The organism is Halorubrum sp. SD626R (genome assembly GCF_001261915.1).
In the GTDB taxonomy this organism is placed as follows: domain Archaea; phylum Halobacteriota; class Halobacteria; order Halobacteriales; family Haloferacaceae; genus Halorubrum.
The window spans coordinates 35,755-51,366 of sequence record NZ_CVRT01000153.1 but is presented as its reverse complement, the minus strand read 5'-3'; the positions used below and the strand labels follow the sequence as shown (position 1 = coordinate 51,366).

Here is a 15,612-nt window from a genome sequence, read left to right as displayed (position 1 = left end):
CACGGCTCACATCAGATTCCCGCTTACGCCGGAGCGCAGGGGGCGGAATCCTCATATCAGTGAGTCGGACGAACCGACTCTGCGAAACCGGGCCGAGTTGAACGGGCCGAATTCGCGGATGCGTTCTTCGCATTACAACCGAGCGGGCTTATACACTTAAGCACGTCGGAACACTTCGACCGGCCGCGATGCGGCCGACCGTCGTCCCCCGCGCCGGGGGACCTTCGCATTCAACACGAATCCCGGGTTATACTTAACACCGTCGAACTACCACCGCCACGTCATGCGATTTCAATGAGAGCGGTTGTCACGACACGGTGCGACCGGGGCCCGTCACGGCGATCAGTGCAGCAGAGTTCTCGTCCGAGCGATCGGAGCCGATCTGCGAGTATTTATATATTTTCTGTCAATAGATCGCCGAGCGTTCCAGGTGCACCGCCGGGAGTTCAGAGCGCATCACTGAGAGTTCGGAGACGACTATTTCTCACCGGTGGTCCCCGTTCGTCGGCGTCCGCGGGTTTCGGGTACCCGCACTCGGGCTCGAAGGGCGAGCGAACGGCGACGGCGAGGACGCGTCGCGAGCGATCGTTTATACCACGGGCGTTTATAAGGGAGGGGGACGCATATAAAAGCGAACGATGACGAACCCTGCTGATTCGATCGAGATCCAGAACGTCGTTGCATCAACCGGAATCGGCCAAGAACTCGACTTGGAAGCGCTCGCGGAGGACCTCCCGGGCGCGGATTTCAACCCGGACAACTTTCCGGGGCTCGTCTACCGGACCCAGGAACCGAAGGCGGCCGCGCTTATCTTCCGGTCGGGGAAGATCGTGTGTACGGGCGCGAAGAGCATCGACGATGTCCACGAGGCCCTCGGTATCATCTTCGAGAAGCTCCGCGGGCTCCAGATCCCGGTCGAAGAGGACCCGGAGATAACCGTACAGAACATCGTGTCGAGCGCCGATCTCGGCCACAACCTCAACCTCAACGCGCTCGCGATCGGCCTCGGCCTAGAGGACGTCGAGTACGAGCCGGAGCAGTTCCCAGGGCTCGTCTACCGGATGGACGAACCGGAGGTCGTCATCCTCCTGTTCGGCAGCGGGAAGATCGTCATCACCGGCGGGAAACGCACCGACGACGCCGAGGAGGCCGTCGAAGAGATCGTCGAGCGGATCGAGGGACTCGGTCTGCTCGGCTGAGCGTTCGCTCGATCGTATCGGCTCGATCAGTCGCGAGGCGTCGAACCAGCAGTGCTCGGTCGGTCGGCGAAGCGTCGGCGCGGAATCGACCGTACGAGGTTACCCCGAGAGGGGAAGCGACCGGGGATCGGTCTCGCCGGAACCGTTACGTGGCGCTGTCTCCCGTCAGTACGTCCTTGACGACGCTCGGGTCCTCCAGCAGTTGGTGTTTCGTGTAGCTTCCCTCCGCGCTCCCGCCGCTGTGTTTCGACTGTTCGATGATGTCGAGGAACGCGTGCTCCTTGAGGAGGTCTCGGACGCGACGAAGCGAGAGGCTGTCCGACCCCTCCTGCCGGCAGATGTTCTCGTAGATCTCGTACACGCGACTGGTACGGAACCCGTCCTTACGTCCGTTCGAGAGGGACAACAGCGCGAGCGCCTGAAGGACGTACCGGGAGTGTGGCGTCGACCCGCGGATGAGTTCACGGAACCGGTCCGTCTCGGCGCGCTGGCGCGCCTGCGTCACGAACTCCTCGCGAACGGTCGGTTCGTCGTTTCCCTGCGCGATCTCGCCGGCGTATCTGAGGATATCGATCGCCTTCCGCGCGTCCCCGTGCTCGCGCGCCGCGAGCGCCGCGGCGCGCGGAATCGTGGACGGGTCGAGTACGTCGTCGTGGAACGCGTCCGCCCGCGCCTGCATGATCTCCCGGAGCTGGTTCGCGTCGTACGGCGGGAACACGAATTCGCGCTCACAGAGGCTCGATTTGACCCGCTCGTCCATCCGGTCTTTGTACTGGATCTTGTTGCTGATCCCCACGACGCCGAGCTTGCAGTCCGTGATCTTCCCGGCCTCGCCCGCGCGTGATAGCTGCATCAGGATCGCGTCGTCGTCGAGTTTGTCGATCTCGTCGAGGATGACGAGCACGACATCGTACCGCTGGTCGAGGATGCGCCAGAGCCGCTTGTAGTACGTCGAGGTCGACAGCCCCTTATCCGGGACGTTAATCCCGGTCGCGTCGGGGTCGTTCACGCCGTCGGCGATCGTCTGGACGGCCTGCGTCTCGGTCGTGTCCTGCGCGCAGTCGACGTACGCGAAGGTGGCGTTGACGCCCTCCTCGCCGGCGGTCGAGACGAGTCGCTTCGAGACGTACTTCGCGCAGAGCGACTTCCCGGTCCCCGTCTTCCCGTAGATGAGCACGTTGCTCGGACTCTGCCCGAAGATGGCCGGGTTGACCGCATTCGCGAGATCGGCGATCTCGTCGTCCCGACCGACGATTCGGCCTTCGCCGGGGAGGTGACTGATCTCGAGGAGTTCCTTGTTCGCGAATATCGGGTCCTCCCGAGTGAAGAGGTCGTCCGCTGCGTCCATGGGATCGACACCGGGTTTCCGGTGAAATGCGTTCCGTTTCGAGCGTGTAGTGAGTTAGGAGGGTTGAGACACACACCGGGTTTCCGGTGAAACGGGGTCGGTGGGGTGGGTAGTTTTCCGTTGGGGTGGTATTCCGTGGAGGTGGAGGTGGAATTCCGTGGAGGTGGAGGTGGAATTCCGTGGAGGTGGAGTACCATAGAAGTGGAATTCCCTGAGGGCTGGTAATGTTGCATGGAAGAGAGCGATGTGGAGTAGGTAAGAGAACCACAAGGAGATCGATTCCATCACACAATCGTATTCACCGGAAACCCGGTGTCTATCGCATGACTTCTCGTAGCTGGATACGGCTTCACACAGCCGGAAAACGTGGGAATCGACGATAGAGTGTCGGATCGCCCTGCACCTTTCCGATGAAAGTCTCTCGACTATCGAGAGAAGTTTCTCGACCATTGGGGTCAATGGAGTATACTCAAAACTAGTTTATAATTCTTTATAGAATTAGCGGGGATCGGAGAAGATGGTCGGAGAAAGCTCTCAGTGGTTTTAGAGCTCTCGGTAGTCTTAGCGAGAAGTTTCTCGATGGGTTCAGGGAAGAACCGACTCCCGCAACGACCCCATCTGCCGCACTCCCCCATTTCACCGGAAACCCGGTGTGTCACTCTAGCCTCAACGCATCGCTCCCCGAAATAGACGAGGAACAGACGAGACGAGGAACAAATAAGACAAGAAACAGGTGAGACGAGAGGAGAAACGAATATCCAACAGAAAGCGTCCGACGAAGGGCGCCCGTCGAAGCGACGCGACTCGAAGGAGTCGATGGTCGATGACCGCTATTCTTGTGCGTCGACGACCGCCACGCTCGCCAAGTTGACGATGTCTTTCACCTCGTCACCGCGCTGGAGGACGTGAACGGGCTGATCCATGCCGACCAGCATCGGACCGATGGCCTCCGCTCCGCCGAGGCGCTGGAGTAGCTTGTACCCGATGTTCCCCGCTTCGAGGTTCGGGAAGACGAGAACGTTCGCGGCCTCGTCGAGCTCCGAGAACTCGTAGGTCCCGTTGAGGATATCGTCGACGACGGCGGTGTCGGCCTGCATCTCCCCGTCGACGGGGAAGTCGACTCCCTCGTCTCCGTGGAGGATATCGACGGCCTCTCGGGGCTTCTGGGTCCCCTCGTTGTCGACGCTTCCGAAGTTGGAGTACGACAGCATCGCCGCGCGCGGCTCGACGTTGAACCGCCGGGCGAGGTCCGCGGTGTGGCGGGTGACCTCGGCCAGCGTCTCCGCGTCCGGGTCCTGGTTCACCGTGGTGTCGGCACAGAATATCACCCGATTCTTGAACGTGAGCATGTACACGCCGGCGATCGTGTCGGTGTCGTCGTCAGATCCGATCACCTGCAGCGGCGGTCGGAGCGCCGACGGATAATGGTGCGTCAGCCCGGTGAGCATGGCGTCCACGTCTCCGGACTTCACCATGACGCTCCCGAGGTAGTTCGTGTCGCGTCGGACCAGCTCGTTCGCCTCCCGGCGGGTGATCCCTTTCCGCTTCCGGAGCTCGTGGAGCCGGTCCCCGTACGCCGACACGTCGCGGTGTTCCGGATCGACGATCTCCGGCTGGAACGAGAGCCCGAGCCGGTCGGCCGTCCGACCGATTTCGTCGGCGTCGCCGAGCAGCACGGGATCCGCGATGCCCTGCTCCGAGAGCTGGTAGGCCGCGCGGATCATCTTTTCGTCGGTCCCCTCCGCGAGCGCGATGCGCTTCGGGTCGCTCTTCGCCTTGTTCAGGACGACGCGCATCATCTCGCGGGATTTCCCGAGCCGCGCCTCCAACTCCTCGCGATACCGTTCGAGGTCGATTTCCGTCCGCGCGGCGCCCGACTCCATCGCCGCCTCCGCGACGCTCGGCGCGACCTCGAAGAGGACGCGCGGATCGAGCGGCTTCGGGATCACGTAGTCCGGGCCGAACTGGAGCGGGTCGTCGCCGTACGCCTTCACCACGGCGTCGGGGACGTCTTTCCGCGCCAGCTCGGCGAGCGCCTCGGCGGCGGCCCGCTTCATCTCCTCGTTGATCTCCGTCGCGCGCACGTCGAGCGCGCCCCGGAAGAGGAACGGGAACCCGAGGACGTTGTTCACCATGTTCGGGTAATCCGACCGCCCGGTTGCCATGATCACCGTGTCGTCGCGGGCGTCCTTCGCGTCCTCGTAGGTGATCTCCGGGTCGGGATTCGCCATCGCGAAGATGATCGGGTCGGCGGCCATCGACCGCACCATCTCCTGCGAGACGATTCCGCCGACGGAGAGCCCGACGAAGACGTCGGCGCCCTCCATCGCGTCCGACAGATCCCCGCCCGCGGCGTCGCTGGCGAACTGGCTCTTGTACTGGTTGACCTCGCCCGCGTCGACGCGCTCCTCGGTGATGATCCCGGAAGAGTCGCACATCGTGATGTTCTCTTTGCGCGCGCCGAGTGAGACGTAGAATCGAGCGGTCGCGATGGCGGACGCGCCAGCCCCCGAGAAAACGATCTCGATCTCGGAGAGGTCCTTCCCGGAGATCTCGACCGCGTTCGTCAGGGCGGCGCCGGAGATGATCGCGGTGCCGTGTTGGTCGTCGTGGAACACGGGGACATCCATCTCGTCGCGGAGGCGCTCCTCGATCTCGAAGCATTCCGGCGCCTTGATGTCCTCTAAGTTCACGCCGCCGAACGTCGGCTCCATCGCGGAGACCGCCTCACAGAACGGGTCGACCGAATCGATGTCGAGCTCGATGTCGAAGACGTCGATGTCGGCGAAGCGCTTGAACAGCACGCCTTTCCCCTCCATCACCGGCTTCGACGCCGAGGCCCCGATGTCGCCGAGCCCGAGGACCGCCGATCCGTTCGAGACGACCGCGACGAGGTTCCCCTTCGCGGTGTACTCGAAGACGGATTCCGGGTCTGCAGCGATGTCGCGGCAGGGCGCCGCGACGCCCGGAGAGTACGCTAACGAGAGGTCTCGCTGCGTGTTCGTCGGCTTCGTCGTCTCGATGGCTATCTTCCCCGGCGGCTCCTCTCGGTGATATTCCCGCGCGTCGTCATCCAGTCCCATGTCCACCTCCATTCACGAACAGAGTAAAAAGGTATGTGAACACGTCGAAGGTGTCGTTCGACGTTCGACGTTTCCCGATCGAAATCGAACGTTCGCCCGAGGCATCAGATACAATACGACAGTCGACGCTGACGGGGCGATTCGGCGGTCAAGAGGCGAGGCGATTCGGCGGTCAAGAGGCGAGGCGATTCGGCGGTCAAGAGGCGATCCGCAGTCGAGAGACGATCCGGATCGCGACCCAGCGGTCACCGGAGTTAGCGGTCACCGAATCTGCCCGTCACCAGAGTTACCGGTTACCAGAATCGCCGGAATTCGACTCCGAACCATCTGACTCCGAACCATCTGACCCCGAACCGTCTGATCCCGAGGCGCGCGATTCCGAACCACCCGATCCAGAGGCGCCCGGTCTCGACGATCCATGCGCTTTGGAGCCGAGATCAGGGTGGAGCAGGGCGAGGTCTCGGTCCAGTCCGCCGAGCGTCGAGACTTCATAGGCGATCCGGTACGAGCGCGTGATCACCCGCACGGGCAACACCAAGGCCAAGAGGACGGCGACTCCCGCGAGCGCCACCAGCACGACCGCCGACGCTCCGGCCGCGGTTCCGAGCAGCGCACCGAGCCCGCCCAGCGCGGCCGCGACGAGGAGGAGCGCGAGGCCGCCGATCGCGGCCACGAGCGCGAGGGCGAACGCGAACGCGACTCCCTCGACGACCGACAGCCCCAGACCGACGACGACGTGGGCGACGAGATACACCAGCACCTCGGCCCACTCGGCGCGCAGCGTAGTCCAGATCCGCCGCCACCCCCCAAGCACGCCGGTCTCCCGAACGACCATCGTCGGCACAACGAACTCGTAGGTGAAGCGGAGCGCGAGCGCGGCGAGCGCGACGAGCGCCGCCCCGGCGAGACCGAGCGCGACGAGCGGCCCGCCCGAGAGCGATCCCACCGTCCCGGCGAGCGAGTCGAGCGGCGCCCACCCGGTCGGAGCGTCCGCGGCGACCGCGACGAGAATCCCCAGCGCGACGGGCGCCGCCGCCGCGGCGCTCAGTACCGCGGTGAACAGGAACAGGCCGAGCGACTGGCGCAGGCGCGCGAGGAACGGCCGCCAGAGCCGGACGCGATTCGTCCGAAGCGCGTCGTAGAAGACCAGCCGCAGCGACAGCGACGCTACCGAGACCGCGACGATCAGGAGAACGACCGCACCGGCGGCGACCGCGATCACGCCCGGATCGACCGCTTCGGTGAGCGCGTCGGAGGGTATCGAACCCGGATCGATGCCCCCGGATCCCGAGCCGCCGCTCCCGGATCCCCCACTGACGCCCCCGGATTCCGAGCCGACGGCGGGATCGGGATCGATTCCCTCCGGCGGCGTCACCCCCGCATCGGACGCGAGGGAGACGGTCGCGTTCGCGCTCGCGCCGCCGCCACCGCCCATCAGGAGCACGAGGAGGGCGAGTTTCGCCCAGCGGACGAGGCTGAACGGGAACAGGAACCGGCGCGTGGCGTCGACCGCGTCGTCGAGCGCGTCGACGGCGTGCCAACTCATGTGCGGCGGTTCTCGCGGATCCCATATATAACATGTCGAGGGAGAGATCGGATCGCCCGCCTCGGCCCGACCGCAGTCCTTTACGCCGAACGGCGCGTGGAGTCGGGTATGAAGATTCGCGGGGAGCGAGAGTGCCAGCAGTGCGGCGCCCGGTGGTCGTACTACGAGACGGGGAGCGTGGAGTGTCCGGACTGCGGGGACCTCCGGAGCGTCGGCGTCGACGACCGCACGACGCACACCGACGCGCCCGCGACGCTCGACCTCGGCGCCCACCGCGCCCGGTTTGGGGACGCGAGCGGGACCCTTCCCGCGGAGGGCGTCGACGAACTCAAGTCGGACCTCCGCGAGTACGTCCGGAAGCGCGGCTTCGTCCGCGGCGGCGAGCTCCTCCCGCTCGACGGGACGTACCTCGCGGCCCGAGAGCTGCTGGAGGCGGTCGACTGCTACGACCGGCTCCGCGATCCCGCCGACGCGGACAGCGAGTACCTCCTCGAACTGCTGGCCGGCGCCGACGACGGCGGCCGCCCCGCGACGGCGACCGTCCCCGAGCGGCTCCGCGAGGCTCGCGGGATGGCGGCCGCGGGCGCCGTCGACGAGTACCGGAGCGACCTCCTCGCGTTCCTCGACGAACTCGAGACCGGGGACGATTCCGCGACCGGCGAGGGTTCCGCGACCGGCGAGAGTTCCGCGACTGGCGAGGGTCCGGCGGCCGACGGACCGACGGTCTCCGTCGACACGGGCGGCGACGGCGACGATCCTCGGTCACGGATCGCCCCGACCAGAGAGCTCCTCGAACGGCTCCGCGACCGAGCGAAGCGCGTCGAGGCGCTCAACGGCGACGTTCCCGCGACGGACGCAGACGCTCTCGTCGACGCCGCGGACGCGCTCGGCGAGTACGTCCGGACCGGCGACGACGCGGCCGTCGAACGGGCCCGGTCGGGACTGGCCGAACTGGACGCCTGAGCCGCGACGACCGCGACGGAATCACGCCTGATACTTTCGGGGTCACATTCAACCGCCGGCCCGCAGACCTCCGGACATGCCGCGGTTCGACGTCCACGACCACCGTCACGCGCTGAAACAGCTCAGAGACACGGGATCGACGGCCCTCTGGGAGAACCGGAAGGACGTCTCGTGCCCGGTCTGTAACGCGCCGTTCGAACGGCTGTTCACCACGCGCGAGACGGGGACGACGTTCCCGGAGAGCGACGGCGCGAGGTTCTGTCTCCTCCGCGACGAGGACGCGATCCACCTCTTCCGGCACTGATCGGTCTGTCGCCAGCGACTGAACCGCTCAGTCGCCGGTGTCTAAACTCAGTCGCCGGCGACCGGATCGACCTCTGGCTCCGGATCGTCGATGTACCGGTCAGTCCACGTTCCCCGAGCGAACCAGGCGACGCCGACGATCGCTCCGAGTATGTTCCCGAGCGCCATCCCGACCCAGACCCCTGTCTCTCCCCACCCGAGGATAAACACCAGGTAGCCCACGCTGGCGACGCGGCCGACCCAGAGGGTGAGTATCGAGATCACCATCGCGGTCTTCGTGTTGCCGGCGCCGCGGAACGCGCCGAGGATCACCTGCGAGACGCCGATGAAGGCGAACTCGACCGAGCGGATCCTGACGTACTCGACCGCGTACCCGACCGTCGCCGGCGCGTCGGGCACGTCGCCGAGGAACGCGCCGACGATCGGCTCCGTGAACGTCACTGCGACCACGGCGACGAGGAACATCACGCCCGCCCCGGTCCCGGCGGCGAGCTTGACCGACCGCGCGGCGCGGTCCGCCCGGTCCGCACCGAGGTTCTGCCCCACCATCGTGTCGATCGCGCGCCCGAGTCCCATCGCGGGCAGGAAGACGAGCGAGATGAGCCGGTTGCCGAGCCCGTACGCCGCCACCACCGGCGGCGAGAACGTGACGACCATCGCCGTGAGCGTGATCATGGCGAGCGCGCTGGTCGTCTGTTCGACGCTGGAGGGGAGTCCGAGACTGAAGATGTCGCGGATGAACGTCGGATCCGGCACGAGGTGGCTCACCGAAACCGCCGGCCCGAGCCCGGTGGCGAACAGGAGCCAGATACCGATGCCGGTGGCGACCCCCCGCGAGAGGATCGTCGCCAGCGCGGCCCCCTCGATACCGTATCCGGTGAAACCGGTGACCGCGAACAGCGACGCCTCCAGCGCGACCGGGTCGAGGGCGCCCACGGCCGGGACTCCCGCGAGCCAAGCGAACAGCGGGTTGTCGGCGAACCCGAAGATGAGGAACGGGTCGAGGAGGACGTTCAGCACGACGGAGACGAGCATCACCGCCATCGGCGTCCGGGTGTCGCCGTAGCCGCGCATCAGCGCGGAGAAGACGAAGAAGCCGAACATCAGCGGGATGCCGGCGAAGATGACCTCCATGTAATCGGCCGCGAGCGGGATCACCGTCGCCGCCGTGGCCGGGTCGCTCGGGAGGAGCTCCAGCGCCGGACGCGTGTAGAAGTACCCCGCGATCCCGATGAACACGGAGAGCACGGAGACCGTGAAGATGGTCTGTCCCGCGACCAGCCCCGCCGACCCGTCGCCGTCGGCCCCCGTGTACTGGGCCACGAGGATGGCGCCGGCGGTGGTGAAGCCGCCGGCAACCGCGATGAGCAGGAAGATCAGCGGGAACGCGAGGCTGATCGCCCCGACCGCCTCCGCCGACAGGCGCCCCAGATAGAGCGTGTCGACGACGTTGTACGTCACCTGTAACAGCTGGATGACGACGATGGGCCAGGCGAGTCGAAACAGCGGCCGCACCAGACTCCCCTCGGTGATCGACTCCTCGGGGACGCGCTCGTCGTCGCTACCGGCTTCACCGTGGTCGCCGTCATCATCAGCACCGTCGACTTCGCCACCACCGGCGCCGTGGATATCGCCACCACCGACGTCGTCGCCGTCGCCATCGCCGGCTTCGTCGCCGTCGCGCGAACCGTTCTCGGCGGTTCCCGGATCGGAATCTGTTGGATTCTCGGAGGGCTCGTCGCTCACTGACTTATAAATCGGCCGCTCCGTGAATCAGACTTCCGGTTCCGGCGGCCCGCGCGTCGGACCGCCTCAGTCCCCGTCGCCGCCGGTCGGGACGTCCCGCTCCGGGGATTCACCGGTGGACTCCTCGATATCCGAATCACCGCTCTCGGGACCAGCCGCTCGCGAGTCGACCGTCCGACCGCCGCGGGCCCCGCCGTCGTCGGGCTTGTCCCCGGCCCGCTCGCCGGGGGGGCGCCCGTCTTCCGGACCCCCGACCCGCGCGACGCCGGAGGTGTCGTCGAAGACGAGGTGGCGGTGCGGGTACGCCATCTCGACGTCGGCGTCGGCGAGGCGCTCGCGGATTCGGGTGTTGACGTCCGACTGCACCTTCGCGAGCTTGTACGGCTTCTTCACCCAGTACCGGAGCCGGAGCAGGATCCCGTCGTCGCCGAACTCGTGGAGGCGGCAGTCCGGGCTGGCGGTGTAGCGCGCGACGCCGATCCGGATGTCCGGGCCCCCGTCGATCACCGCGTCGCAGTCCCGGGCCGCCCGCTCGATGAGGCGCCGGCCCTCCGAGATGTCGCTCTCGTAGGTGACGAGCACGTCGATGGTGCGCCGCGTGCGCTCGTCCTCCGCGGAGAAGTTGGTCACGTCGCGCTCGCGCATGGTCCCGTTCGGAACGACGATGAACGTGTTGTCGAGCGTGAAGATCTTGGTGTACCGGATGGTGATGTCCTCGACGAACCCCGTCGTCCCGTTCTCTAACTCGATCATGTCCCCGATCTCGAACGGCTGGTCCGCGAGGATGAACACGCCGTTGATGAAGTTCCCGACGAGGGGGGCGAGGATGATCCCGATCACGGCCGAGAACACCGCCGTCCCGACGAGCAGATCGGTGAACTGGAAGCCGGCCACTTGAAGTCCGATCAGGAACGCGACCGCGACCGTCCCGACCCGGACGCCGCGGACGATCGTCTGCGCAACGCTCTGTCTCGACACCCGCCGCGCGACGGGCCGCCCGATGAGCCGGACGAGGAACTTCGAGACGAGCGCGCCCAGCGCGACCGACAGGACCACCACTAGGACCCGCGAACCGGGGATCCCGGCCAACCGCGAGACGGCGTCCGTCACCGGACCGAGAACCTGTCCCGGCGCCGCGCCCGCGGGCAGTGCCATAGGGAATCCGGCGTCGCCCACCCGAAAAAGGGTTTCTCCCCGCGAGCGGGGTCAGCTCGAAACGGTCCTCCGCGAACGATACTCCGCGAACGGTCCCTCGCGAACGGTCCTTCGCAAACGATCCTCTACCGAGATTCCCGCGGGACTGGGCAATCACTAACACCCCGCCGGGCCAACCACCGATCATGTCGGACACCCCGCCGGCCCGGCCGTCGTCCAGCGTCACGAACGAGTCCGCGCGAGCGACGTCCTCGTCGCCGGCTTCTCGTCGTTCGGCCTCGCGGGGCTGACCGCCGTCGATAGACCCGGCTCCGAAAGCGCGTACTACTCGGCTCATAGTAAAAAGCTATACCGGAGGGACGCGTCGATATCGGTATGACCGACGATCTCCGCGACACCCTCGATCACGTCGGGGACCGGTTCAACCTCGGCGAGTACGAGATCGACGCGTACCTCGCGGTGTTGGAACACGGCGAACTGACGGCGAGCGACATCGCCGACCGGACGGACATCCCGCAGCCGCGCGTCTACGACACGGTGCGGAGCCTCTCGGACCGCGGGCTCGTGGAGCTCCGCGAGTCGCGCCCGATGAAGATCGTCGCCGTCGACCCGGACGACGCGTTCGGCGACCTCCGGTCGTCGTTCGCGGAGATGGTCGACGAGCTGGGGGCGCGCTACACCGCCCCGACCCGGGAGACCGAGGCCGTCTCCCTCGTGAAGTCGCGATCGACGATCCTCCGGTACCTGGAGGAGATCATCGCCGGCGCGGAGTACGAGCTCGCCGTCTCGCTGACCCCCGGCCTGCTCCGTCGCTTCCGCGACGACCTCGCCGCGAAGGTCGCCGAGGGCGTCAGCGTCGAGCTGCTCGTCACCCCCGCGTCGAAGGCGCCGGACCCGGACGAGTTCGACTACCTCGAGGTCGCGACCATCGCTCGGGCGCGCCGCGGGATCACCACGCCCGTCCTCGCGGTCGCCGACGGGGAGTACTCCGTCTACGCGACCCAGGACGCGCTCCGCGACGACCGCGAACGCTACGGCGTCATCTTCAACCGCTCCGCGCTCGGCTTCCTCGTCTCGGGCTTCTTCGGCACCGTGCTGTGGACGACCGCCGAGACGCTCGCCACCGACGGGGCGGATCGCCCGTTCCCGCGCCGCTACGCGTCGATCCGCCGCGCCGTCAAGGACATCAGGGAGTTCGGCGGCGAGGGCTTCTACGCCGCTGTCGAGGGACGAGACATCGAGACGGGCGAATCGGTCACCGTCCGCGGCCGCGTCGTCGATCTCGCGTTCGAGGAGTCGGAGGAAGTCGCCTCGCTGATAGTCGAGACCGAGTCCGGTCAGGTCGAGATCGGCGGCCGCGTCGCGGCCCTCGAAGACGTCGAGGGACAGGAGATCGTCATCGGCCGCGACGCGCCCCCGGCGTTGTAAGTCGAGACCGCGCATCACCGCGACCCGGGCGACCGCAGTGAGTCACCGGTCAGAACCCCTGTGTCGCCGTAACACACTTAAGAACACGCTCTGTACCCACAGTTAGTGGCATCCCGACAGGGCGGGCCGGGAGACGCGGAGTCATCCCGTCCCGGATCGACGGAGCGTCGGACCGCGTCCACGACCGCGCCGGCGGGGTCACGCCGGCGGGCGGCGAGGTCGAACCCGCTCCCCTTCGACCCCGAGACCGGCGACTCCCGCCGGCGGGGCTCGGCCTCGGATCGCCGGTCCGCAGGTCGCCGGTCTTCCGGTCACCGATCCTCGGTGGCGCGGACTGCGGAGGACCCGCCGATCCGCGACCCCGGGCTCTACGCCCTCACCGATCACTTCCGCGACCGGCTGGAACAGCCCGGCCGTTACGTGTCGACGCGCACCGTGAGCGACGCGATCCGCCGGGGGCAACTCCGCTGGAACCGGACCGACGGCTGGCGGTTCGCCCTCGTCGAGGGCGGGATCCGGTTCGTCGTCGTCGTCGGCGACACGGAGACCAACTCCCCGGTCGTCGTCACCGGCTGGACCGAGGTGGCCGACCGCGAGGCGGCCCTCGACGCCCGCCGGTGGGACCCCGTCGACGTCGACACCATCGCCGTGCGGGCGGCGCTCAGCGAGTCGTCGTCGACGCCGATCCCGGACCGAATCCGGCCTCGGACCGTGACCCGCCCGTTCGTCGTCGGCGACCACCGCCTGAAGACCGAGCCGGGCGAGCCGTATGTCCGCTGCGCCGACTGCGGCTGCCGGTTCCGCTCGAAGGACGCGATCACGTCCCGCGGCTGTCACGGGCGCTCCGGTCGGTAAATCCGCGGCCGAGGGGCGTTCCGCCGGCCCCCGACCGCGGACGCTACCCCTTTCAGCGTCGCGCCCGAACCGGAGCCAATGACCGACGACCCCGGCGACGCCGCCGGCGAGGACGATTCCGCGGCCGACGGCGACCTCTCGTTAGACCGCTTTCACGAGGCGCTCGAAGCCGAGGAGCGCCCGATCGCGACCGCCAGCGAGGTCGCGCGCCGGCTCGGCACGACGCAGTCGGCCGCCCGCGACGCGCTGGCCGCGCTCGTCGACCGCGGCGACGTGGACCGGCTCGACGTCGAGAGCGACCCGGTCGTCTTCTACCCGACAGACTGGGGCCGACTGGCGACCCGCGAGCGCGTCGTCGCCTTCCCGAACCGCCGCGAGATCGTCGTCGACCGCCCGACGCAGTTCACCCGCGCGCGGCTCTCGCAGTTCGCGCACCTCGTCGACACCACCGGAACGGAGCCCGGAACCCGCGGGTACCTCTACCGGATCCGGCAGGAGGACGTGTGGGCCGCGCCGTTCGACGACGCCGACGCCCTGATCGCGAGCCTCCGGTCGGTGCTCCCGCGCCGGTACGACCACCTCGAAGAGTGGGTCCGCGACCAGTGGCGCCGCGCGCACCGCTTCCGCCTGTACACCCACGAAGACGACTACGTCGTCTTGGCGGCCGCCTCCGAGAGCCTGATGGGGAACGTCGCCGACCAGCACCTTGACGACGACCACCTCCGGGCGCCCATCTCCGAGACGGAGGCGTGGGTGAACGAGGACGCCGTCGCCGAGGTCAAGCGCGCCCTCTACGACGCCGGCTACCCGGTCGAGGACGACCGCGGCCTCGACGTCGGCGACCCGGTCGACATCGACCTCACCACCGACCTCCGGCCGTATCAGGAGGCGTGGGTGGAGACGTTCCTCGAACGCCGTTCGGGGGTGTACGTCGGCCCGCCCGGCTCGGGCAAGACCGTCGCCGCCATCGCGACCATCGCGGCGGTCGGCGGCGAGACGCTCATCCTCGTCCCGTCCCGAGAGCTCGCCGACCAGTGGCGCGAGGAGCTTCTCGAACACTCCACGGTCGATCCCGCCGACATCGGACTGTACCACGGCGGGCAGAAGGAGATCCGACCGATCACGATCGCGACCTACCAGACCGCGGGGATGGACCGCCACCGGAGTCTGTTCGACTCCCGGAAGTGGGGACTGATCTGCTTCGACGAGGCCCACCACATCACGGCCCCCGTGTTTTCCAGATCCGCGGAGTTACAGGCGAAACACCGCCTCGGTCTCTCCGCCACCCCGGTCCGCGAGACCGGCAGTGAGGAGGAGATCTACACCCTGATCGGCCAACCCATCGGCGCCGACTGGGACGAGCTGTTCGAGGCGGGGTTCGTCCAGGAGCCCGAGGTCGAGATCCGGTACGTCCCGTGGCGCGACGAGCTGGCCCAGAACGAGTACGCCAGCGCGGACGGCCGCGAGCGCCGCCGGCTCGCCGCGGAGAACCCCGCGAAGATAGAGGAGATCCGGTACCTCCTCGCGGCGCACCGCGACAAGAAGGCGCTCGTCTTCATCGAGTTCCTCGATCAGGGCGAGGCGATCGCCGACGCGCTCGGGGTCCCCTTCATCAGCGGCGAGACGCCGCACCGGGAGCGCGCGGAGCTGTTCCGGCGGTTCCGCGAGAGCGGCGGGCGCGGAGACGACGAGCGGGAAGAGCTCGGTTCGGACGGCGACGACATCGACACCCTCGTCGTCTCCCGCGTCGGCGACGAGGGGATCGACCTCCCGAACGCCGAGGTCGCGGTCGTCGCCAGCGGGCTCGGCGGCTCCCGCCGGCAGGGGTCTCAGCGCGCGGGCCGGACGATGCGCCCCGCCGGCTCCGCGCTCGTCTACGTGCTCGCGACTCGCGGCTCCGGCGAGGAGGAGTTCGCGCAGCGCCAGATGCGGCACCTCGCGCGCAAGGGGATACGGGTGCGCGAGACGAACGTGGCGGAGTGAGGC

General features: G+C 67.6%; 11 protein-coding genes. 6 read left to right on the top strand and 5 right to left on the bottom strand.

The window, feature by feature from the left end; all coding sequences use genetic code 11:
* The first annotated feature begins 638 nt into the window (after positions 1-638).
* Complete coding sequence (locus SD626R_RS15345) at positions 639-1,199, top strand: TATA-box-binding protein (RefSeq protein WP_015910251.1); 561 nt, start codon at positions 639-641, stop codon at positions 1,197-1,199.
* A 145-nt stretch (positions 1,200-1,344) separates the two neighbouring features.
* Here SD626R_RS15345 and SD626R_RS15340 read toward each other — a convergent pair whose 3' ends face one another.
* The 3 genes from SD626R_RS15340 to SD626R_RS15330 all read right to left on the bottom strand — a co-directional run bounded on the left by SD626R_RS15340 (position 1,345) and on the right by SD626R_RS15330 (position 7,176).
* A complete protein-coding gene (locus SD626R_RS15340; RefSeq protein ID WP_092567184.1) occupies positions 1,345-2,547 on the bottom strand; it encodes a Cdc6/Cdc18 family protein in 1,203 nt (400 codons plus the stop codon).
* A gap of 830 nt (positions 2,548-3,377) precedes the next feature.
* Complete coding sequence (locus tag SD626R_RS15335; protein WP_092567183.1) at positions 3,378-5,630, bottom strand: NADP-dependent malic enzyme; 2,253 nt, start codon at positions 5,628-5,630, stop codon at positions 3,378-3,380.
* Positions 5,631-5,916: 286 nt separating this feature from the next.
* Positions 5,917-7,176 carry a DUF7544 domain-containing protein gene (locus SD626R_RS15330; RefSeq protein ID WP_176697340.1) on the bottom strand — a complete coding sequence of 420 codons (1,260 nt, stop codon included), beginning with the start codon at positions 7,174-7,176 and terminating at the stop codon, positions 5,917-5,919.
* Between the two features lie 108 nt (positions 7,177-7,284).
* On the opposite strand from SD626R_RS15330, the gene SD626R_RS15325 reads away from it, so the two are divergent.
* Together SD626R_RS15325 and SD626R_RS15320 are read left to right on the top strand one after the other, a co-directional pair.
* Positions 7,285-8,139 (top strand): DUF7117 family protein, encoded by an 855-nt coding sequence (locus SD626R_RS15325; RefSeq protein WP_092567182.1) that lies wholly within the window; start codon positions 7,285-7,287, stop codon positions 8,137-8,139.
* A gap of 76 nt (positions 8,140-8,215) precedes the next feature.
* Positions 8,216-8,443, top strand: coding sequence for a DUF7385 family protein (locus tag SD626R_RS15320; protein WP_092567181.1), 228 nt, complete (start codon positions 8,216-8,218; stop codon positions 8,441-8,443).
* A gap of 47 nt (positions 8,444-8,490) precedes the next feature.
* On the opposite strand, the gene SD626R_RS15315 is transcribed toward SD626R_RS15320, so the two are convergent.
* Together SD626R_RS15315 and SD626R_RS15305 are read right to left on the bottom strand one after the other, a co-directional pair.
* On the bottom strand, positions 8,491-10,188 hold the full coding sequence (locus SD626R_RS15315) for an MATE family efflux transporter (RefSeq protein WP_092567180.1): 1,698 nt from the start codon (positions 10,186-10,188) through the stop codon (positions 8,491-8,493).
* Positions 10,189-10,254: 66 nt separating this feature from the next.
* Complete coding sequence (locus SD626R_RS15305; protein WP_241996657.1) at positions 10,255-11,343, bottom strand: mechanosensitive ion channel family protein; 1,089 nt, start codon at positions 11,341-11,343, stop codon at positions 10,255-10,257.
* Positions 11,344-11,718: 375 nt separating this feature from the next.
* Between SD626R_RS15305 and trmB the strand changes: the two genes are divergently transcribed.
* The 3 genes from trmB (at position 11,719) to SD626R_RS15290 (ending at position 15,609) form a co-directional block, all read left to right on the top strand.
* Complete coding sequence (gene trmB, locus SD626R_RS15300) at positions 11,719-12,771, top strand: HTH-type sugar sensing transcriptional regulator TrmB (RefSeq protein WP_092567179.1); 1,053 nt, start codon at positions 11,719-11,721, stop codon at positions 12,769-12,771.
* Positions 12,772-12,876: 105 nt separating this feature from the next.
* Positions 12,877-13,626: a hypothetical protein gene (locus tag SD626R_RS15295; RefSeq protein WP_176697339.1), complete on the top strand. Its 750-nt coding sequence runs from the start codon at positions 12,877-12,879 to the stop codon at positions 13,624-13,626.
* A gap of 78 nt (positions 13,627-13,704) precedes the next feature.
* Entirely contained in the window at positions 13,705-15,609 is a 1,905-nt protein-coding gene (locus SD626R_RS15290) for a DEAD/DEAH box helicase family protein (protein WP_092567178.1), read from the top strand.
* Positions 15,610-15,612: the final 3 nt, after the last annotated feature.